This is a genomic window from Paraburkholderia sp. CI3 (assembly GCF_050436505.1).
Taxonomy (GTDB): Bacteria; Pseudomonadota; Gammaproteobacteria; order Burkholderiales; family Burkholderiaceae; genus Paraburkholderia; species Paraburkholderia tuberum.
The window spans coordinates 695,075-714,641 of the sequence record NZ_JBNDMI010000002.1; the positions used below are offsets into that span (position 1 = coordinate 695,075).

Consider the following 19,567-nt stretch of genomic DNA (forward strand, 5'->3'; position numbering starts at 1 on the left):
GAAAACGTAGCGCGAGGGGATAGAACATGACCGGAGTCTTCTACGACTGCGCAGGCGACAGGACCGTGGCGATGTCGCGCGCGATCAGGCGGGCCGTGGCTTTTATCGAGAGTTCGTTCGCGCAGCCCGTCAGCCTCGCGACGCTCGCCGCCACCGCCGGGTTGAGTGTTTCGCGCTTCGCCACCCTGTTTCGCAAAGAGGTGGGTATTTCGCCTCATCGTTATGTGTGTCTGGTGCGAATTCAGCACGCTAAACGGCTATTGCGTGACGGCGTCCCGCCCTGTGAGGTCGCTGCCGAAGTCGGATTTTTCGATCAAAGTCACCTTGGCCGACACTTTCGGCGCGCGGTCGGCGTGACGCCGGGGCATTTCGTTGCTTCGCCAGAATCGGGCAGCGCATTCAGATGAAGCGAGGGCCCATGGAGGTGAGCTGGACGCGTTGCAGTGGGGTAGGCGAAAGAGCTACCTGGTTCAGAGATAGCGTGGGCAACCTGCTCGGCATCGGGCAACCGCCTAGGGCCTGTTCACGCTAATAACGGGCTTGCGCTGGCCGCCAGAAGGGCCGAGCGCAAGGATTGCGACGCAACGAATACTCGACGTATTCGCAAGGAGCATGACGCGGCGATCGGCCCTTCTGGCGGCCAGCCCCTTGAAGGTTTTTTAAAACAGGGGAACGTGCCTTTCCGCCCGTATTGCGGCGTCGGTCGTCGCTTGTTTGGCTCGGCCAAACGGCGCTCCTCTCTCCTTGCACTACGCGCGGAAAGGCACGTTCGCAAGCCCGTTATTAGCGTGAACAGGCCCTAAGTAAGCAGGCCGACGCCATGCCTCGAAGAGCCGCAGGCTATCAGAGCAAAGCGACACGACTATTGTCGATTTTTTGACTCCCCGCTCGTCGTGCGTATGGGCGGCCGTGTTGCGATGCGCTGCCAACGGGCACCTACTGTGCGTGTGTAAACAAGGAGATTGCAAATGAATTACATCGATGGATTTGTTGTCCCCGTACCTACGGCCAACCGCGAAATTTACAGGCAGTTCGCCGAAAGAGCGGCGGCCGTCTTCAAGGAGTACGGTGCGTTGAAGGTGGTCGAGTGCTGGGGAGATGACGTGCCAGAGGGCAAGGTGACGTCGTTCCCAATGGCGATCAAGCGCAAGGATGATGAGACGGTGGTGTTCTCCTGGGTTGTCTGGCCGTCGCGTCAGTCGCGAGACGAAGGGATGAAAGCGGTGATGGCCGACCAACGGCTGCAACCGGGAAAAGATCCGATGCCTTTTGACGGTCAGCGACTAATCTATGGCGGTTTCGAAGTGATTGTCGACGCGTGATGGCGTAAAAATATGGCGCCGGTTCGAGTGAGACGCGAGCCGACGCCGCTGTCCGGCATTGAACATCCGCAGTCCATGAAGCATTACGCTTCCCCGAACCCCCCGCCACCCGGCGTTTCCACCACGAACACGTCGCCCGCGGCCATCTCGACGCTCGCGATATGGCCCAATGCGACGATCTCGCCGTCCGCGCGCTCGACGCGATTGCTGCCCCGCCTTCCCGCGCGTCCACCTGCCGCGCCGAAAGGCGCGTGAATGCGGTTGTTCGAGAGAATCGACGCGGTCATCGGCGCAAGAAAGCGGATGCGCCGGATCGCGCCGTTACCGCCGCGCCAGCGTCCCGCGCCGCCCGACTCCGCGCGGATCAGGTGCGACTCGAGCCGCACGGGATAGCGCCATTCGAGCACTTCGGGATCGGTCAGGCGCGAGTTGGTCATGTGCGTCTGTACCGCGTCGACGCCGCAGAAGCCATCGCCCGCGCCGCTGCCGCCTGCGATCGTCTCGTAGTACTGGTAGCGCGCGTCGCCGAACGTGAAGTTGTTCATCGTGCCCTGACTGGACGCGACGATGCCCAGCGCACCATAGAGCGCATTCGTAATCGCGGACGATGTCTCCACGTTGCCCGAGACCACCGCTGCCGGATAAACCGGATTGAGCATCGAGCCGTCCGGGACGATCACCGAGAGTGGCTTCAGGCAACCCGCGTTGAGCGGGATGTCGTCGCCGACGAGCGTGCGGAACACGTACAGCACGGCTGCCATGCAGACCGCCTTCGGCGCGTTGAAGTTGTTCGGCAGTTGCACGGACGTTCCGCTGAAGTCCACGGTCGCGCTGCGCGTCGCAGCATCGACGCGAATCGCGACGTCGATCACCGCGCCGTTATCGAGTTCGTAACGGTACGCGCCGTCCTTGAGGGCGCCGATCACGCGGCGCACCGCTTCTTCGGCATTGTCCTGCACGTGCTGCATGAAGGCGAGCACCACGTCGCGGCCGAATTGCGCGACCATGCGGCGCAGCTCGTCCACGCCCTTCTGGTTCGCTGCGATCTGCGCGCGCAGATCGGCCATGTTCTGTGCGACGTTGCGTGCCGGATAGCGGCCCGATGCGAGCAGCGCGCGTGTTTCGGCGTCGCGCAGCACGCCCGCTGAAACAAGCTGCCAGTTATCGACCAATACGCCTTCTTCTTCGATATGCGACGAAGCGGCTGGCATCGAACCGGGTGTGATTCCGCCGATATCCGCATGGTGGCCGCGCGAGCCGACGTAGAAGAGCGGCTCGGCCGAACCGTCTGCGAACACGGGCGTGATGACGGTCACGTCGGGCAAATGTGTGCCGCCGTGGTACGGGTCGTTGAGCATGAACACATCGCCGTCGCGCATCGCGCCGCGATTTCGCTCGATGACGGTCTTGATGCTCTCGCCCATCGATCCCAGATGCACGGGCATGTGCGGCGCGTTCGCAATCAGATTGCCCGCAGCATCGAAGATCGCGCACGAGAAGTCGAGGCGCTCCTTGATGTTCACCGAATACGCCGTGTTTTGCAGACGCAATCCCATCTGCTCGGCAATCGACATGAACAGATTGTTGAATATTTCGAGGCGCACGGGGTCGGCCTCGGTGCCGATCGAGCGGCGCGTGGGCAGCGGTTGCACGCGGGTCATCACCACGTTGCCTTGAACGGTCAGCACCGCCTGCCATCCCGGCTCGACCACGGTCGTGCCGTTCTTTTCGGCGATGATCGCCGGGCCGTCGAGCGTGTCGCCTGCGCACAGCGTTTCGCGCTGGTAGAGCGATGCGTCGTGCCAGCTACCGCTCGAATACATGCGCACAACCGACTGCGCATGGGGCGCGTCGCCTGCCGCGCGCTGCGGCAGGCTGCCGGCATCGACTGGCGCGTCGGAATGGCCGATCGCTTCGACGCAAGCGAGTTCCGCGATGAGCGGCGTATCCGCCATCAGGAACGCGTAGCGTTGACGATAGGCCGCTTCGAACGCGGCGCGCATTGCGTCGACGCTGCCCGCTGGCACTGCGAGCGATGAATCGGTGCCCTGATAGCGCAGATGGACACGTCGCTCAGTCGTGATACGCGCGGCGTCCACGCCCTGTTCGAGCAGGGCGCCGGTTGCATCGGCCGCGAGCGCATCGAGCGCGGCTTCCAGCGTCGCAAGCGATGAGTCGTCGAGCGAGATTTCAAGCGCTCGCTCGCGCATCGCCGTCTGATCCGCGAGGCCCATGCCGTAAGCGGAGAGCACACCGGCAAGCGGATGCGCGAACACCCGTGTCATGCCGAGCGCGTCGGCCACACCGCACGCATGCTGGCCGCCCGCGCCGCCGAAAGTCGTCAGCACATACTGCGAGACGTCGTGGCCGCGTTGCACTGAAATTTTCTTGATCGCGTTAGCCATGCTGCCAATGGCGATCTCCAGGAAACCTTCGGCGAGCTCTTCTGGTGTGCGACGCTGACCCGTAGCCGCGAAGATTTCATCGGCGAGTGCCCGAAAGCGTTCAGCGACGACCTCGCGATCGAGCGACTCGTTCGCGTTCGGACCGAAGACGCGCGGAAAATAGTCGGGCTGAATCTTGCCGAGCATCACGTTGCAGTCGGTGACCGCGAGCGGGCCGCCGCGCCGGTACGCCGCCGGACCCGGATTGGCGCCCGCCGAGTCGGGGCCGACACGCAGCCGGGCGCCGTCGAAGCCGAGCACCGAGCCGCCACCTGCCGCCACGGTATGGATGCTCATCATCGGCGCGCGCATCCGCACGCCTGCCACCTGCGTTTCGAATACGCGCTCGAACTCGCCGTTGAAGTGCGAGACGTCCGTCGACGTGCCGCCCATGTCGAAGCCGATCACGCGCTCGAAGCCCGCTGCCTGTGCCGCGCGCACCATGCCGACGATACCGCCCGCCGGGCCGGAGAGAATCGCATCTTTGCCCTGAAATACATCGGCGCGTGTCAGTCCGCCGCTGCTTTGCATGAACTGCAGGTTCACGCCCGGCATTTCGCTGGCGACCTGATCCACATATCGGCGCAGGATGGGCGACAGATAGGCATCCACCACGGTCGTATCGCCGCGCGAGACCATCTTCATCAGCGGCGAGACTTCGTGGGAAACCGAGATCTGCGTGAAGCCGATTCGGCGCGCCAGATCCGCAAGCTCGCTTTCATGCGACGTGTGGCGATAACCGTGGATCAGCACGATTGCGAGTGCGCGGATGCCCTTGTGGTAGACCTCGCGCAGTGCGCGCTCCGCTGCCGCGTGATCGAGCGTCGCGACCACTTCGCCTTGCGCGCTCATGCGTTCGTCGATTTCCACCACGCTCTCATAGAGCGCTTCCGGCAACGCGATGTCGAGATCGAAGAGGCGCGGGCGGTTCTGATACGCGATCCGCAACACATCGCGCAAGCCTCGCGTGGTGACGAGCGCTACCGGCTCGCCCTTGCGTTCGAGCAGCGCGTTGGTCGCGACCGTCGTGCCCATTTTGACCATCTCGACGTCGCGCGACGTAATGGGTTCTCCGGCTCGCAGGCCAAGCACATGGCGAATCCCGGCGACAGCCGCATCGCGATACTGCTCCGGGTGTTCGGAAAGCAGCTTGTGCGTGGTGAGCGTGCCATCCGGGCGGCGCGCGACGATATCGGTGAACGTGCCGCCGCGGTCGATCCAGAACTGCCAGCGGGACGGCGTGCAAACATCGGAGGCGTGATCGTGCTTCATGGTGTCGTGGTCGTGATGCGAAAGTGGTAGTGGTGTGCGCAAGATGAAAATCAGGCCGATTCGAGTTCGCGACCGCGCGTCTCGGGCAGCGTAAGCGCGGCGATGATCAGTACGCCATACGCGGCCACGGCGAAAATCCCGATGCTCGTGCCCAGGCCGAAGCGGCTCGACAGCACGCCGATCAGCACCGGAAACAGCGCCCCGATCGCGCGGCCGACGTTGTAGCAAAACCCCTGGCCCGAGCCGCGCACACGGGTCGGAAACAGTTCGGTGAGAAACGCGCCCATGCCGGAAAAAATGCCCGACGCGAAAAAGCCGAGCGGAAAGCCGAGCCACAGCATCGATGCATTCGTGAGCGGCAACGAGGTATACGCGAAGGCAATCGCCATCGAGCCCAGCGCGAACAAAATGAAGTTCGGCTTGCGGCCGATGCGGTCCGTGAGCCACGCGCTGCACAGATAGCCCGCGTACGAGCCCGCGATGATCGTCGCCAGATAGCCGCCCGTGCCCATCACCGTGAGATGACGTTCGGTCTTGAGGAAAGTCGGCAGCCACGTCGTGATCGCGTAGTAGCCGCCCTGTGCGCCCGTCGTAAGCAGTGCGGCGCGCAGCGTCGTCGAAAGCAGCCTGGGAGAGAAGATCTCAGTGAAGCGCGGCGTGTCTTGAGTGTCGTACTGCTGAACCCTGGCCTGTTCGAATACTTCAGGTTCCTTCACATAGCGGCGGATCGCGAGCACGAGCAGGGCAGGCACGAGTCCGATCAGGAACAATGCGCGCCACGCGATTTCAGGCGCCACCACGGAGAACAGCACCGCGTAGAGCAGGGCCGCCATACCCCAGCCGAGCGCCCAGCCCGACTGCACGAGACCGACCGCCTTGCCGCGGTCGCGCGCGCGGATCACCTCGCCGATCAGCACCGCGCCCGCCGTCCACTCGCCGCCGAAGCCGAAGCCCATCAATGCGCGAGCCGCGAGCAACTGGCCGTAGTTCTGCGCGAGGCCGCATAGGCCGGTGAACACGGCGAACCACAAGACGGTGAGCTGCAACGTGCGCACACGGCCGATGCGATCGGAAAGAATGCCGGCAAGCCAGCCGCCGAGCGCAGAGGACAGCAGCGTCAACGTGCCGATGAAGCCGGCGTCCGCGAGCGAGATGCCCCAGGTAGCGACGAGCGTCGGGATGACGAAGGAAAGCATCTGCGTGTCCATGCCGTCGAGCATGTAGCCGACCTTGCAACTCCAGAACGCGCGACGCGCGTGCGGACCGGCTTCGGCATACCAGGAAAGCTGCGGGCTTCCCGTTCCTGACTTCATGTCGGCGGCATCGTCGACGCTCGCCGTGAGTGTCTTGCTGTCCATCTGCTGCTCCTATGGATAGACGCATGGGAAACGATCGAAGCCACGCACGAACGTAGGGATGCGTCATTCCCTCCGGGCCGCGCGGCCCGATGGCTTCGAGGTGCTGTGAATCGCCTGTTGCACGACGGCGCGGCGCGCCGCCGGGACGGTCAGAAAATAGCCAGCGACGCGTTAGTGATATCCGTCATCAGCATGTGGCCCGGCGCGTGCGCAACCGCGAGCGGCAGCTTTGCGGCCATCAGTGCCGTTTGCGGCGTCACGCCGCAAGCCCAGTAGACAGGCAGTTCGCCCGCGCGGATCGTCACCGGTTCGCCGAACTCGGGGCGCGCGAGATCGACGATGCCGAGTTCCGCTGGATCGCCAATATGCACGGGCGCGCCATGCACGCCCGGAAAGCGGCTCGTGATCTGCACGGCACGGATCGCGTCGGCGCCGCGCAGCGGCCGCATCGACACGACGAGTTCGCCGCCGAACACGCCCGCCCGCTGGTTGGCGATGCTGGTGCGGTACATCGGCACGTTGCGGCCTTCTTCGACGTGGCGCAGGCCGATGCCTTCCTTCGCGAGCATGTGCTCGAACGAGAACGAACAGCCAATTGCAAATACGACGAAATCGTCCTGCCAGAGCGCTTCGATCGATTCGACGCGCTCGCTCAGGTTGCCGTCGCGATAGACGTTGTACGCGGGCACGTCGGTGCGGATGTCGATGTCGCGCCCGAGCATCGGCACGCGGAACTCGCCAGGCTCGCCCACGCCGAGCAGCGGACATGGCTTCGGATTCGCATGGCAAAAGCGCAGGAAATCGTGCGCGTGCGCAGCCGGCAGGATCGCGAGATTGGCTTGCGCGTAGTCGCCGCAATGGCCGGCCGTCGGGCCACGGAAGTCGCGGTGACGGACGGCCTGGCGGAATTCGGATGGAGTCATGGTGTTAGCGTGCTCTGGCGGTTGCATCGGATTGTCTGCGGTGGGCGATGCGTTTTGCCTACCGTCAGGCGAAGCATAGAAAAGAAGAAAATTTGACGCCAGCTAGTTTTCTTTGCGCCAGGTGAATAGAATTTCTTAACGGAATCGCGGGTTTTCCCGAGTCACGTTGAGATTTTTGGAGCGGTTTGCTCCCGTTGCATTGCCCACCTTTGACTGATGAATACGCGCTTCCTCGAAACCTTCGTCACGCTTGCCAAGCTGCGCAGTTTCCGCACTACGGCGACCGCGCTTCACGCCACGCCGGCGGCGATCTCGCAGCGCCTGAAGGCACTGGAAGACGAATTGCATACCGTGCTCGTCGATCGCGAGAGCCGCGAATTTCGGCTCACGCCGAACGGCGAATATCTGCTCGGCTACGCGAAGGCCGTGGTCGAGGCGACGCGCCAGTTGCAGGCCGCCGCGTCACATGAAGGCGCGATGCGCGGCAAGTTGCGACTCGGCGTGATCGAGACGGTCGTGCATAGCTGGCTTGCCGACTATCTGCGGCGGCTCTCGAAGGACTATCCGCAGCTCGAAGTGGAGCTTGCGGTGGACGTGAGCGTGGTGCTGCAGCGGCGTCTGATGGCGGGCGAACTCGATCTCATCGTTCGCGTGGAAGGCAGCGACGAGGAATCGATCGTCTGCGATGCGCTCGCGAACTATCCGGTGCACTGGATCGCGCGCGCGGGGCTGCTACCGCCTTCGCGCAGCGGACTCGCGAAACGCGTGCTGCGTCATCCGATCCTCACATTCGGGCGCGGGACGGCGCCTCATCGCGCGCTGGAGGACATCGTCAGCAAGCTCGCACTCGCCAACGGCGTGCCGCTCGCGGATACGCGCATTACGGGTTCGCCATCGATTTCGGTGATCGTGCAACTCGTGCGCGATGGCTTCGGCGTGGCGGCAATTCCGCGTCTGTTCGTCGATGATCTGATCGCGCGAGGCGAGGTGGTCGAACTGCCGCTGCAGCCCTCGCCGCCGTCCATCGTGGTGTCGATGTCCCGACGCGCGGATGCGCCGCTTTTCGTGCACGGCGCAGCGAACGCGGCACGTGCGGCGTGTCATGAATACTGCGAGCAGGGAGACCGACGCCTGATCGAGCGGCTATAGAGCCCGGCTCTTGCGGACTCTGGAGGCGGCAAGCGACCCAAGAAGAGTCATTCGACCCCGCGCTCCAGATCGTTGACGACTTCGTCGATCCTGGTCGAGGCGATTGTTTAGCACGTGCGGTTCGAGTTCAAGCGTTTCCACAGGGGCAAGGACGACGCGTTTTAGCGAAAAACAGCGAATTCAGTCCTTTCGCATGCGTGCAACCAATGCGAGCAAGCGGGCATTCATTTCCGCAGCCTGCAAATGCGCGTGCCAACCGTGACCAGGAAGCAGCCATTCGAAGCGATACGCGGCCAACTTGCTGAGCGATTCGGTGAGCGCTGTCCACGAGTACCAGCACGCGTCCCTGAACGCGACGAGGTCCTGCTGGCGTGGGCTCCAGGCAAGCGAATCCCCCGAGAACAGCACGCGATCATCGAGCTGGTACACGACGCTACCCCGAGTGTGCCCGGGTACAGGGATCGCGCGCACGCCGGCCGCAATGTTCAGTGCTGAACCGTCGTCGAGCAGATCCGTCGCATATGGGGCGGCCGACACGTCCTCGCGGTGAATCCAGACGCGTGCGCCGAATTGACGCGCGTATTTGTCCGCGTCTGCGACGTCGTCACGATGCGACAGCAGAATGTGCGCAATACCGCCAGCGCCGTCAAACCATTTCACGAGTTCCGCCGCATAGCGCGGGGAGTCGACGAGCAGATTGCCTTCCGGACGCGCGGCAAAATAAGAATGTGCGCCAAACGACGACCGTGCGTTGAATCCACAGCGCCACACGTCCGATGTGATCTGCTGCGGAAAGATCGCTGCGTTCGGACGAGGCTGTTTCGTTTCGCTGCGTACCGACGCCGTAGGGCATACGAGCACCGCACGCCAGGCATCAAGCTGCTCTTCCGGTGTGGCCGGCTGCCGAACGAAGACACTCTTGTCGCTGCGCTCGACAATCAGCCCAGGCGCGACGTGACGAGATGCACCGCAATTGATGCATGCAGTGTCGATGTACCACTCTCCTGAAGCAGAGTCGGCATTACGTATGGGCTTCATCTGATGCTCCCGGGCTGACGTGCGCATCCGCCGGCTCGACGCTCGCTGGCGTCTCGCGGTCGTTGGAGGGATTGTTACACGATCAGTGATGTACAGGCGGAAACGGCTCGTTCGTCACGCCCTTGTCCCGCTACGAAGCCTTGTCTGCGTTTGGCGCGTGATTTACCACGGCTGGCTACGCTTGCCGCAACAGACACCCCTACGCGGCACTTCGTCTGCTCCTGGCGCGGCCGCTTCTGCCCGTCGAAGTAACCAACTCCTCTGCTGTGAGGAAAAATTGACTGTTGTCCGCGAGGCGCGCAACGATGAAGTCGATGAAGGTTCTCACGCGGAGCGGTTGTTCCGTCCGGCGACGGTAGTAGACGTAAATCGACTCGCGCTGGGTCAAATGCTGAGTGAGCAAAGGCACGAGCCGTCCAGCCCGGATGTGTGAGACGGCCGAGAAGCTTCCAAGCTGCCCAATTGCCACGCCGGCCAGTACCGCTTCGGTTTCAGCGTCGATATCGTTCGAACAGACCGAAGCAGCCATCTCCCGATACACAATCTCCCCGCCCACCATAAATTCCCACGGCGCCTGCTTGCCGGTGTTCGCACGCCGGTATCCAGAACAACGATGCGCATCGAGCTCGTCCACGGTTTTCGGCGTGCCGTACCGTTCGAGGTAGGCTGGCGACGCGCATACGATCAACTGAATCGGTAGCAGTCGCCTGGCAATCGCCCCCTCGGAAGGCGGGGACCCGCCGCGCAAGCCGACGTCGGCGCGATCGCTGACGAGGTCCGTGAAATGATCGTCGAAGCGAATATCGATCTGCACGTCAGGGTATAGCGCCGCAAACTCAAGGATCGATGGCCAGAGCGCCGTTCGCCCGAGCGCCGTCGGAGCGCTTATCCGTAGGGGCCCCGCAACTTCTTCCCCTGAACGGCGAGCATCGTCAATCGCGGACGACAACATAGCGAGCGCTGGCTCGACACTTTGCGATAGTCTTTGCCCCTCTTCGGTCAGGCTCAACTTTCGCGTTGTCCGATGAAACAGCCGGACGCCAAGCGACTTTTCGAGCTGCATGACCGCGTGGCTCGCGGCCTGCGGCGAGATGCCCAGGTCTGCGGCTGCCCGACGGAAGCTGCCGAGCGTTGCTGCACGGACGAACACCGAAATCGCCCGGACCTCATTCATGGCTGACTCCATTCGCAAATATTGGTTGATTATGAGTCTAGCATTCGATGCCTGGTAGCTGTTAATCGCGCGCCCTATGCTTCTCTTCACATTCACCACGAAACGGGAGCAAATCATGAGCAACGCTACGCAGCACCGGTTCAAGCGCGTCTGCTTCGTTACGGGCGCCTCACGCGGGTTAGGCGCACTGATCGCGCAAGCGGCCCTGGTGGACGGAAATGCAGTGGTTACGGCGGGACGCAACGTTCGGGCGATCATTGAGCGTCTCGGCGAATCATCTGCGCTGTTGCCGGTCGCCCTCGACGTAACTGACGAGGAGCAGGCCAAAAGAGCCGCGCAGGCTGGACTGGTCTCATATACCGACGCGCGCGCCAACGGCCGGTGAATGCGTGACCTCGCAGACTCGTGACCTTGAACAGCCTGCGGACAAGTGCGGACATCATTCGCTATTTCTCAATGTGGCTCTTTGCCGCGATAGTGCCGCGATAGCTTCATGATCGCGATATAAGCCACTACAGCGACGACCAACCAAACAGTTAGCATCACCGGAATATAAACATCATCGGCTTCATGCAGGCCAAGGCCGTTGGCGATGCTCACCCACCTAAGCGCCTCACTCGCTGGCATCGGCCCATTCCGGCCAATGTAGCGCGCGGATAGAAGGAATAGGCTGATAAAGAGCGCGACCTTGAACAGCCTACGGACAAGTGCGGTCGTCACTCGCTATTTCTCAACGTTGCCTTTTGCCGCGACAGTGCCGCCATAGCCTGATGATCACCACATAGGCAAGCACTGCCACGATCAGTTCGATAGTCAGCCATACCACGAAATACAAATCGCTGGGATCTTCAATACCGAGCCAATCCGAAGCACGCCACCACGCACGCGCTTCGCTTGCTGTCCACTTATTGGATAGCGGGATATAACGAACGGAAATAAGAAACAACCCGATAAACAGCACGACCTTGAATAGCCTACGGACAAGTGTTGCCATACGTGATTACCTCAATTGTTCCGTAGGCGCGAAGGCCAGAACTGCGAGCAGGGATAGTCTCGGTACGCAGCAGCGCCGAACGGATTCTCAGGAAATCCGCACGGCTCGGCAGGGTAATGCAGCCAAGTGACACCCCCGCACCACCTGCGGGATGTAACCGGAACTGACCGCGCCGCACACCGTTGACCCAAGTGAAATCGTCGATGAGTCCATCATCGCGATATAGCGCGAACCATTCGAAGTGATCCGACGGATTCCCTTTGTAGAAATTCCACTCATCCTTTAGCCACGCTGCAAGCTTGGAGCCTAGGCCGCCATTAGGACGCTCGACGATCCAATACTTACCGGCGGGAATCGGCCCTTTGCTAGCTATCGCCGTGCAGCCGCCCCGGTTGAGGTACGGACCATCGCCCGAATACGCGTCGAACGTACCCAAGCCATCAATGGAGAGTGGTGAAAACGGTTTGTTATTCACCAGAAATCTACCGTTATAAGCCATTGCCACGCCCCCTTATCCGCGCTCATTCCACGAGTCTGTGTATTTGATATTGCCGTCGAGATAGTGCCACGTGATGCTTTCATACATCAGCGAAACGGCCTCAACGTGATTGAGCAGCGAGTCGGGTGACAGCTTGGTATTCATCATGCCAGGATTGATGCCGCAGACCTTTACGCCTTCGAGTAGCATCACGAAATAAACTTCCTCCTTCCCCGCGTCGTTGATGCGATACCACTTTATCTCAGCAGATTGCAACGTTTGCCCCTTTGCCACGGCCTTGTAAAGATAAGGCGTAGCAGCGTCAAACTCCTTTTCTAACGCAACTGGCGAGTGCGAGCGCGCGCCGGTAATCTTGCCGTTAGCCGCATCGACCGGCAGATTCACACCGTGGCCGAAACTGATAATTTCAATACTTCCCTCGCGATCCTGAACGGTTGACGAGCCTTTGATGTCTGCGCCGCCATCATCTTTCAGCCACATATGGGCAGGAATTGGCATCTTGAATTTTTCCTTGAATGGTTAAATGAGCGCTGCATGGTTACGACCTCATTTTTAATAAGGTATGCGCTACGAACGGACAATTTTTTACCCGGCTACGCAAGCATTTGCAACGGGGATGCTATGCACTATCAATACTTTGACGTGATTTAACAAACATCGGAAGTGTGACTGCGATCTGATCGAGCGCAGCGCGCAGGCAAAAAAAACCGCGCGATGCGGGTCGGGTGGATGTCCTGCGATCAGGTCTCGGATCGCTGGCGCTTCGCCTTCCTTGGCGGCCTTATCTGCGCCTTGCCTGAGTCCGGGTTGTGCTGCAATGTGCCTGCCGCACAATCTGCGATCCATTGATTGACCTTGCTTTCACGCCAGCGCACCGCCGCCACGCCGACCTTGATGGGTTTGGGGAACTTGCCTTGCGCGATCCTCAGATAGATCGTCGATCCGGTCAGGCCGATACGCTGCTCGACCTCGGCGCGGCGTAGCAGGCGCTCATTCATGCGCTGCGTGACCTTTTATCGCCGCGAGCCACCGGAACGGTTGCCAGACCACGGCGATGCCCGCGCCACGAAAGAGTATGGCCTGGCCGCGCTCGACGAAATGCGTGGTGGGCGCGGCGAGCATGACGTTCTGGGCGAACTGCGGCATGCTGCGCTCGAGCGTGGCCATGAAAATGCCCATCGAAGTGGTGGTGAACAGGTGCAGCGCCGCGCCAGCGAGAAAGAGCGCGACCGATCCTTCAATCGGTACGTGCAGCGCGCCGCGCACGATGAAGGTGAGCAAGAGCGCCGCTGCGGCGACGGCGGCTCGTCCGACACGCGTGTGGCCGCGACGCAGCCGACCTATCGGAAGCAAGTGAGTGAAAACCAATGCGCTCAATGAGTTGAGCGAGTCATGAGCCTGTTGTCCACAGGCTTGTGCCCAGCTTCTGTGGGTATCTTGAGTGGTTATCGAAACGCCTGCAGAGAAGGTCGAACGGGCCGTGAGGACATCGTTTCCGTCTCCTCGAAGTCACGCCGACGGGGCCGTTCACGGAACTCGGGGCGGGCAGCCGCTAGCTCGGGCGGCTGCCGTTACGACAGAAGCGATCTGGATAACAGCTCAGAAAAAACACGCAGCTTTAACCGCTGAAAATGCCCAAAACGGAAGTTATCTGGTTAAATTCCCGGAAGCCAGTCGAGTTCGTCCACATATACCGTCGATGCGCGCGCGGCAATCTACCCGCTGTCCAATATAGGGATCGTCAAGACACATGGAGAATCTTCTCGTCGAAATCAGTTCGGACAGGTGGGCCTTCCTGCTGGATATGCTCACCGCGTTCTCGATTCGTCTGGGCGCCGCTGCGGGCATACTGGTGATCGGATGGTGGGTCGCGCGCCGCGCTTCGATGTCGCTGAGCCGGCTTCTTGCGCGTCAATCACGCATGGACGCCACGCTGCGACCGATCCTCTGCGACATCGGCCTGTGGGGCATTCGCATTGTCGCGATCGTCGGTGCGCTGTCGCAGTTAGGCATCCAGACGGCCAGCATCATTGCCGTGCTTGGCGCAGCCGGTCTTGCGGTCGGTCTCGCGCTGCAAGGCACGATGCAGAACATCGCGGCCGGCATCATGCTGCTAGTGTTGCGGCCGTTCAAGGTCGGCGACTATATCGAGGGCGGAGCCGGCAGTGTCGCGGGCACGGTCGACGAAGTCAATCTGTTCACGACGCGTCTCACCAAACCCGACGGCATCTGCGAATACGTGCCGAACAGCGCGTTGTGGAGCAATTCGATCCGCAACTTCAGCCGTAATCCGATGCGCCGGCTCGATCTCGAAGTGGAGATCTCGATCGGTGACGATGTGGATCGCGCGCTTGAGGCGCTGCGCACGCTCGCCGCCGCCGACCCGCGTGCGCTCCGCGATCCCGCGCCGCAGGTGATGGTCATCCGCTTCGACGACAGCACGGCGGTGCTGAATATCCGCGTCTGGTCGAACACGGACATGTTCTGGACCATGCGCTGGGAACTCGCGCGCCGGGTGCGTCAAACACTGACCGACGCGCAATGTTCGCTGCCGTTGCGCACCCGTGAATTGCACATCGTGCCGAGCGCGACGGCCGCGTCGGCCACCGGCGCAGCCGCCGGTCAGGCAGGGTCATCCGCGATCAGAAAACCGGAGCAGGGGGTGTAGCCCCGGTTCTTCGATCCCGCGGCATGGCGATCGCAGTTGTTCTGCGTTCCTTGCCGCGACAAAACCCTGCATGCAATGTCGTTCATCGTCTGTCCGATTCGCTCGCGACGAGCGGCGGTAGCGGGCAGTCGAGCGTGTCGCAAACGGCGCGGAGCAGCTCCGCTTCACGGACGGTGACCTGCTGGTTCGCCACGATGCAGCCCGCGCAGGCGGCGACAATCCGCTGCTTGATGGCCGGGATGGATTGATCGAGCGTTTGCAGGGCCGCGTCGAACCCGGCGAGGGTGCATTTCTCGCGGGGCGGCAAGCGGTGGGTGTGGTCGCCGCCAATGTAGCCGCGCATGCCGGTATCGAAAGCCCGGGCGGCCTGGTCGGGTTCCGGCTGGCCTTCCCAGGCCAACAGCGCTAACACCGTCGCCACCGGCTGCGCCAGTTTTTGCGGCGAACTGTGCATTGGACGCGTCTGACGCTGCGGCAGGAACTGGGCGTCGAGATGGCGATGCAGCACACAGCGGAGAGTGTACTCGAACAGGCTCAGCCGCTGGTCGGCGATCACCAGCATCTCGACCTGGGCGCGGAAAGCCCGGTGCTGGCGCGGCGACATCTGCCGCAGGGCTGGCAAGGTCAGGTCCAGCAGCGGCAACCGATGCGTGTCCGGCAGTACCTGGACAGGGACAACCAGCCGCAAGGCTTCCGCGAAGTCCTGGGGCTCAGCGTCGGCCTTCAGCTGGGTCAGCTGGAGTTCCCGCAGGTCCGCCCGCGGGTCCATGAGAAGAGCATAGACCAGGGCGCGAGCACTGAACGGCTCCTGTGCGGCGACCCGGAGCACCTCGGGCATGCTGTCGTGCAGATCGTGGGCGTAGTCAATCACTTGTGGATCAATGTGGCCGACGCGGGACGCCGCATCGGCGGCGAAGCCCAAGACCGGCATAGGTACTTGCGGGAGCCCCGGTAACGTTGGAACCCCGGCGAAAGCCGGGACGCGGCTAGGGCGGCAGTCTTCGAGTTCTTCCCGATCGACACCGACCGGTCGCACTTCCGGGAACTGGCCGTCGAACTGGGGATTGAGCCGGCGGATGCGCTCGACGAGGGGCGGGTGGGTGGCCAGCAGTCCGGCGAGCCCCTCGCCGGCGAAAGCGTTGGCGAAAAACATGTGACCAGCCTCGGCGGCCCGGGGGGTGTCGATGCGCGACCCCTCGGCCAGCCCGCCGATCTTCTTGAGCGCCCCCCCAATCCCGTCGGGGTTGCGCGTGAATTGGACGGCGCTAGCGTCGGCCAGGTACTCGCGCTGCCGGGACACCGCTGCCATGATCAGCCGACCGAAGAACGCGCCCACCAGTCCCAGCACAAACACGCCCAGGCCCAGTAGCACCATGCCGCCGCGGGAATCCTGTCTTCCCGACGAGCGTCCGCGGGACGCGAACATGAGGCTGCGGCCGATGATGGACAACGCCATGATCCCAAAGATCAGGCCGATCAGCCGGATGTTGAGCCGCATGTCGCCGTTGAGGATGTGGCTGAACTCGTGCGCCACCACGCCCTGCAGCTCGTCACGGGTCAAGTAGTCGAGGCAGCCCTGAGAGACGGCGACCACAGCATCGCCCGGGGCGTAGCCGGCCGCGAAGGCATTGATGCCGGTGTCCGGCAGAACATATACGGGGGGCACCGGCACTCCCGCAGCGAGGGCCATCTCCTCGACGACGTTGAGCAGCCGCTTCTGCCGCGCGTCGGTGGTCGTGCCGGGCACCTCCTTACCGCCCAACATCAAGGCGACGGCCTGCCCGCCAGAAGCGAGCTGGGCCACCCTGAGCGCGCTGGCACCGCCGACCACGATGCCCACCGCCGGCGCCGCGAGCAGGAGCATGTCAGGTTGCCACCAAGACACTGGCTCGTGAGCGCCATACATGCTGAACGCCACCAACAGACCGTACACGAGGGCGATCAGAATCAGGATCGCGAGGACGAAATAGACCACCAGCTGGAAGGTCTTGCGCCGTGCCGAATCCTGCTGCTGAAAGAAATTGGTGGCCATGGTCGGCGCGGTTTTGAGAGCGTGAAGCGCACGGAGCCGTGGCGGTTCCGGGTTACCGGAACGACACCTTGGGCGCTGCGCGCTCGGCCTCTGTGGTTTCGAGCAGTGACGCTTCCTTGAAACCAAACATGCCGGCCACCATGACGGCTGGGAAGACCTCGCGCCGGATGTTGTAGTCGGTGGCGGCATCGTTGAACCCCTGCCGGGCGAAGCCGATCTTGTTCTCGGTCGAGGTCAGCTCCTCCTGCAGGGCGAGCACGTTCTGGTTGGCCTTGAGGTCCGGGTACGCCTCGGACAGGGCAAAGAGCCGGCCCAGGGTGCCGCCCAACCGGGCCTCGGCCTGGTTAAGCTCCCGCATGGCCGCCGGGTCGCTGGGCTTGGCGGCGACCTTCTGCTCGGCCGCCATCGCGCTGTTGCGGGCCTTGATGACGGCGTCGAGCGTCTCCCTCTCGTGGCCCATGTAGCCCTTGACGGCTTCGACCAGGTTCGGAATCAGGTCGTAGCGGCGTTTGAGCTGCACGTCGATCTGGGCGAAGGCGTTCTCGAAGCGGTTCCTGGCGACCACCAGCCTGTTGTAGATGCCCATGAGCCAGAGCGCGAGCAGCAGCCCGGCGCCCAGGAGCACGAGCAGGGTGACGACGACGGGACTCATTGGCCGTGACCTCCGACGAGAGGACTGCTGGTTTGGACCATCGCGCGACTATGGAAGTAGGATAAGTGAAATGACATTTAATTCAATCAATTCGTGAAACTGTTATAAGACAAAGAGTGCGAATCAAGCGTGCTCCATCAATTCCTTTCATTCCACATCTTGACTTCTATCCCGCGACAAAAATTGGGGCTGACTTGATTACGGCCTAACTGGCTTCCGACACGAAGGCGGCGTGTGCCCGTCTCCAGGGATCGTGCACGTCATTGTCGATGCGCCGGAAGGAGTGACGAAGCGCGCGCACACCGTCTGGGAGGCGACGTCGCCGGAGCTCTCGATCGTGCGGCTGCATGGCCGCAACGCGGAGACTTGGAGCGGCGTAGAGTCGGCCGCCTACCGGTTCAACCAGGAGTACTCCGAGGACGATCTGCGCGCGCTCGCACCGGAAATCGAGGCAGTAGCGAAGAACGTCGGACGCACGCATGTCTTGTTCAATAACTGCTATCGGGATGTCGCTCAGCGCAACGCGGGAATGATGATGCGGCTGCTCAACGCCGAACGGTAGGGGCTCGGAAGGCGCAGTTCGGCCAGGAGTTGCCGTTCGCGCAACACACAAAGTCGTCATTCCAACGGCCAGTTCACCTGACGGATTGCTGACGGTGGCGGCATCGAGCAGCCAGACGGCAGCTTCCTGCATCAGCGAACTCACACTCCCGACCCCTCGCCAACGTGGACATCACCCGTGGCCAGGTCTTCAACATGCTCGAGCAGGGAATCGCTGCGGCCGCAGCGGGGCACGGTATTTCGACAGGCGATCTGGCGCTCTGCGCCAACGCGATCGACGAGCGGCAACTCGTCCTGCCGTTTAAAACCGCCGTTGGAAGTGGTGACGCGTATTACCTCATCAGACCGGAAGATTCCGACAAAGCGGCGCAGGTGCAGGAACTCCGCACCTTCCTGGAAAGCAGGATGCCAAAACTCGCCTATCCGGGTATCCAGTTCAAGACACTGAGCTAGCGCCTGAGCCTTCGGTCGACTCATTGAGACGATCAGGAAAGGGCGACCTTCGTTACGCAGATCGGGAACCTCCTGAGGGGTAGCTGGCCAGCAATGCAGAGCAGCGCTCGCGCAGGAAGGCATTCAACGCGCTGATCGTCGGTGTCAGTTGCGCACGGTGAGCACAAATCAAGTGCAGCGGGGAAGGCTCGCAATACGCCGGCGGAAACAACTCCACCAGCCGACCTGCCTTCAGATCGTCGATGAGGTCCAGTCGCGACTTGTAGACAAGGCCTTCCCCGGCTATCGCCCAGCGACGAACTGCATCGGCATCGTCGCTGATGCGATTACCCGTGACTGCCACTGTGCGTTCGCCGCCAGGCGGGGTAAAGCGCCAGCGTTCATGTATCTGCTCGCTCCAGACGTACCGCAGGCAGTTGTGTCGCCGCAGGTCCTCAACTTTGGCCGGTGCGCCATGCCGTTCGAGGTATGACGGTGCGGCACACAATGCGCGTCGGTTGTTGTCGACCAGCTTCATGGCCAGAAGTGACGAATCGGGCAGCGCTCCGTAGCGCACGACTGCATCCAGCGGCTGGCGAATGAGGTCGGCCGCACGGTCGCTCATTTTCAGGTGCAGCGACAAGCCAGGGTGCAGGTGCTGAAATTCATCCAGCCACGGCAACAGCAGGTTTCGACCAAAGTCAGACGGAGCAGACAGCCGCAGCGGCCCGGACAGCACCCCCCGGCCGTTTGCCAGAGCCTGCTCCCCTTGCTCCAGCGCACCGATCATGACCCGCGCATGCGGCAGGTAGCGCTCACCGGCCTCCGACAGTTGCATGCTGCGCGTCGAACGCGTGAACAGGCGCGTGTCCAACGCCTTTTCGAGCCGCTGCACTGACGCGCTCGCATGTGCGGGCGCGATATTCAGCTGGCGCGCCGCCTCCGAGAAACTGCCGTAGTCGACCGTTTGCACGAAGATCTGAACGTCATCGAGTCGAATTATTTTCACTGAAATGCCGAAAGTATTTGGGTGCGGCGGGTATTTATCC

General features: G+C 62.3%; 18 protein-coding genes and 3 pseudogenes. 7 read left to right on the forward strand and 14 right to left on the reverse strand.

Annotated elements, in window-relative coordinates; all coding sequences use genetic code 11:
- The first annotated feature begins 26 nt into the window (after positions 1-26).
- Entirely contained in the window at positions 27-407 is a 381-nt protein-coding gene (locus tag OKW29_RS06030; protein ID WP_184071904.1) for a helix-turn-helix domain-containing protein, read from the forward strand.
- A gap of 561 nt (positions 408-968) precedes the next feature.
- Positions 969-1,322: a DUF1428 domain-containing protein gene (locus OKW29_RS06035; protein ID WP_184033060.1), complete on the forward strand. Its 354-nt coding sequence runs from the start codon at positions 969-971 to the stop codon at positions 1,320-1,322.
- 83 nt (positions 1,323-1,405) lie between these two features.
- On the opposite strand, the gene OKW29_RS06040 is transcribed toward OKW29_RS06035, so the two are convergent.
- The 3 genes from OKW29_RS06040 to OKW29_RS06050 form a co-directional block, all read right to left on the reverse strand.
- A complete protein-coding gene (locus OKW29_RS06040; protein WP_429290339.1) occupies positions 1,406-5,038 on the reverse strand; it encodes a hydantoinase B/oxoprolinase family protein in 3,633 nt (1,210 codons plus the stop codon).
- Positions 5,039-5,088: 50 nt separating this feature from the next.
- Positions 5,089-6,396: an MFS transporter gene (locus tag OKW29_RS06045; protein ID WP_429290340.1), complete on the reverse strand. Its 1,308-nt coding sequence runs from the start codon at positions 6,394-6,396 to the stop codon at positions 5,089-5,091.
- Positions 6,397-6,545: 149 nt separating this feature from the next.
- Positions 6,546-7,346, reverse strand: a complete 801-nt coding sequence (locus OKW29_RS06050) for a putative hydro-lyase (RefSeq protein WP_429290341.1) — start codon at positions 7,344-7,346, stop codon at positions 6,546-6,548.
- 189 nt (positions 7,347-7,535) lie between these two features.
- Between OKW29_RS06050 and OKW29_RS06055 the strand changes: the two genes are divergently transcribed.
- Entirely contained in the window at positions 7,536-8,468 is a 933-nt protein-coding gene (locus OKW29_RS06055; RefSeq protein WP_184068182.1) for a LysR family transcriptional regulator, read from the forward strand.
- 180 nt (positions 8,469-8,648) lie between these two features.
- On the opposite strand, the gene OKW29_RS06060 is transcribed toward OKW29_RS06055, so the two are convergent.
- Together OKW29_RS06060 and OKW29_RS06065 are read right to left on the reverse strand one after the other, a co-directional pair.
- On the reverse strand, positions 8,649-9,506 hold the full coding sequence (locus tag OKW29_RS06060) for an MBL fold metallo-hydrolase (protein WP_429290342.1): 858 nt from the start codon (positions 9,504-9,506) through the stop codon (positions 8,649-8,651).
- A gap of 199 nt (positions 9,507-9,705) precedes the next feature.
- On the reverse strand, positions 9,706-10,680 hold the full coding sequence (locus OKW29_RS06065) for a LysR family transcriptional regulator (RefSeq protein ID WP_429290343.1): 975 nt from the start codon (positions 10,678-10,680) through the stop codon (positions 9,706-9,708).
- Between the two features lie 115 nt (positions 10,681-10,795).
- Between OKW29_RS06065 and OKW29_RS06070 the strand changes: the two are divergent.
- Positions 10,796-11,038, forward strand: a pseudogene (locus tag OKW29_RS06070) (SDR family NAD(P)-dependent oxidoreductase); the annotation flags it as partial.
- Positions 11,039-11,133: 95 nt separating this feature from the next.
- On the opposite strand, the gene OKW29_RS06075 reads toward OKW29_RS06070, so the two are convergent.
- The 6 genes and pseudogenes from OKW29_RS06075 to OKW29_RS06100 all read right to left on the reverse strand — a co-directional run.
- Positions 11,134-11,280: a hypothetical protein gene (locus tag OKW29_RS06075; RefSeq protein WP_429290344.1), complete on the reverse strand. Its 147-nt coding sequence runs from the start codon at positions 11,278-11,280 to the stop codon at positions 11,134-11,136.
- A 130-nt stretch (positions 11,281-11,410) separates the two neighbouring features.
- A complete protein-coding gene (locus tag OKW29_RS06080; RefSeq protein ID WP_429290345.1) occupies positions 11,411-11,674 on the reverse strand; it encodes a hypothetical protein in 264 nt (87 codons plus the stop codon).
- Positions 11,655-12,173: a DUF2778 domain-containing protein gene (locus OKW29_RS06085; RefSeq protein ID WP_429290346.1), complete on the reverse strand. Its 519-nt coding sequence runs from the start codon at positions 12,171-12,173 to the stop codon at positions 11,655-11,657. Before OKW29_RS06085 ends, OKW29_RS06080 begins: the two co-directional genes overlap by 20 nt.
- Before the next feature lie 12 nt (positions 12,174-12,185).
- The gene (locus OKW29_RS06090) at positions 12,186-12,671 is read right to left on the reverse strand and encodes an Hcp family type VI secretion system effector (protein ID WP_429290347.1); all 486 of its coding nucleotides are present in this window, start codon (positions 12,669-12,671) and stop codon (positions 12,186-12,188) included.
- 242 nt (positions 12,672-12,913) lie between these two features.
- Positions 12,914-13,171, reverse strand: coding sequence for a helix-turn-helix transcriptional regulator (locus OKW29_RS06095; RefSeq protein ID WP_429290348.1), 258 nt, complete (start codon positions 13,169-13,171; stop codon positions 12,914-12,916).
- Positions 13,164-13,487, reverse strand: a pseudogene (locus tag OKW29_RS06100) (hypothetical protein); the annotation flags it as partial. The pseudogene OKW29_RS06100 and the gene OKW29_RS06095, both read right to left, overlap by 8 nt.
- Positions 13,488-13,923: 436 nt before the next feature.
- Here OKW29_RS06100 and OKW29_RS06105 point away from each other — a divergent pair.
- Positions 13,924-14,841: a mechanosensitive ion channel family protein gene (locus OKW29_RS06105; RefSeq protein WP_429290349.1), complete on the forward strand. Its 918-nt coding sequence runs from the start codon at positions 13,924-13,926 to the stop codon at positions 14,839-14,841.
- A gap of 82 nt (positions 14,842-14,923) precedes the next feature.
- Here the strand turns inward: OKW29_RS06105 and OKW29_RS06110 are convergent, their stop codons facing one another.
- Both OKW29_RS06110 and OKW29_RS06115 read right to left on the reverse strand, forming a co-directional pair.
- Positions 14,924-16,873, reverse strand: a complete 1,950-nt coding sequence (locus tag OKW29_RS06110; protein ID WP_429290350.1) for a M48 family metallopeptidase — start codon at positions 16,871-16,873, stop codon at positions 14,924-14,926.
- Positions 16,874-16,925: 52 nt separating this feature from the next.
- Complete coding sequence (locus tag OKW29_RS06115; RefSeq protein ID WP_429290351.1) at positions 16,926-17,525, reverse strand: LemA family protein; 600 nt, start codon at positions 17,523-17,525, stop codon at positions 16,926-16,928.
- A 247-nt stretch (positions 17,526-17,772) separates the two neighbouring features.
- On the opposite strand from OKW29_RS06115, the pseudogene OKW29_RS06120 reads away from it, so the two are divergent.
- Both OKW29_RS06120 and OKW29_RS06125 read left to right on the forward strand, forming a co-directional pair.
- Positions 17,773-18,087, forward strand: a pseudogene (locus OKW29_RS06120) (DUF72 domain-containing protein); the annotation flags it as partial.
- Between the two features lie 164 nt (positions 18,088-18,251).
- The gene (locus tag OKW29_RS06125; RefSeq protein ID WP_429290352.1) at positions 18,252-18,539 is read left to right on the forward strand and encodes a hypothetical protein; all 288 of its coding nucleotides are present in this window, start codon (positions 18,252-18,254) and stop codon (positions 18,537-18,539) included.
- A 52-nt stretch (positions 18,540-18,591) separates the two neighbouring features.
- Here the strand turns inward: OKW29_RS06125 and OKW29_RS06130 are convergent, their stop codons facing one another.
- The gene (locus OKW29_RS06130; protein WP_429290741.1) at positions 18,592-19,521 is read right to left on the reverse strand and encodes a LysR family transcriptional regulator; all 930 of its coding nucleotides are present in this window, start codon (positions 19,519-19,521) and stop codon (positions 18,592-18,594) included.
- Between the last annotated feature and the right edge of the window lie 46 nt (positions 19,522-19,567).

Bases quoted from the DNA above. Each gene is read 5' to 3' on its own strand.
- OKW29_RS06030 (WP_184071904.1), top strand. From the start codon at position 27: ATGACCGGAGTCTTCTACGACTGCGCAGGCGACAGGACCGTGGCGATG.
- OKW29_RS06035 (WP_184033060.1), top strand. From the start codon at position 969: ATGAATTACATCGATGGATTTGTTGTCCCCGTACCTACGGCCAACCGC.
- OKW29_RS06040 (WP_429290339.1), bottom strand. From the start codon at position 5,038: ATGAAGCACGATCACGCCTCCGATGTTTGCACGCCGTCCCGCTGGCAG.
- OKW29_RS06045 (WP_429290340.1), bottom strand. From the start codon at position 6,396: ATGGACAGCAAGACACTCACGGCGAGCGTCGACGATGCCGCCGACATG.
- OKW29_RS06050 (WP_429290341.1), bottom strand. From the start codon at position 7,346: ATGCAACCGCCAGAGCACGCTAACACCATGACTCCATCCGAATTCCGC.
- OKW29_RS06055 (WP_184068182.1), top strand. From the start codon at position 7,536: ATGAATACGCGCTTCCTCGAAACCTTCGTCACGCTTGCCAAGCTGCGC.
- OKW29_RS06060 (WP_429290342.1), bottom strand. From the start codon at position 9,506: ATGAAGCCCATACGTAATGCCGACTCTGCTTCAGGAGAGTGGTACATC.
- OKW29_RS06065 (WP_429290343.1), bottom strand. From the start codon at position 10,680: ATGAATGAGGTCCGGGCGATTTCGGTGTTCGTCCGTGCAGCAACGCTC.
- OKW29_RS06080 (WP_429290345.1), bottom strand. From the start codon at position 11,674: ATGGCAACACTTGTCCGTAGGCTATTCAAGGTCGTGCTGTTTATCGGG.
- OKW29_RS06085 (WP_429290346.1), bottom strand. From the start codon at position 12,173: ATGGCTTATAACGGTAGATTTCTGGTGAATAACAAACCGTTTTCACCA.
- OKW29_RS06090 (WP_429290347.1), bottom strand. From the start codon at position 12,671: ATGCCAATTCCTGCCCATATGTGGCTGAAAGATGATGGCGGCGCAGAC.
- OKW29_RS06095 (WP_429290348.1), bottom strand. From the start codon at position 13,171: ATGAATGAGCGCCTGCTACGCCGCGCCGAGGTCGAGCAGCGTATCGGC.
- OKW29_RS06105 (WP_429290349.1), top strand. From the start codon at position 13,924: ATGGAGAATCTTCTCGTCGAAATCAGTTCGGACAGGTGGGCCTTCCTG.
- OKW29_RS06110 (WP_429290350.1), bottom strand. From the start codon at position 16,873: ATGGCCACCAATTTCTTTCAGCAGCAGGATTCGGCACGGCGCAAGACC.
- OKW29_RS06115 (WP_429290351.1), bottom strand. From the start codon at position 17,525: ATGAGTCCCGTCGTCGTCACCCTGCTCGTGCTCCTGGGCGCCGGGCTG.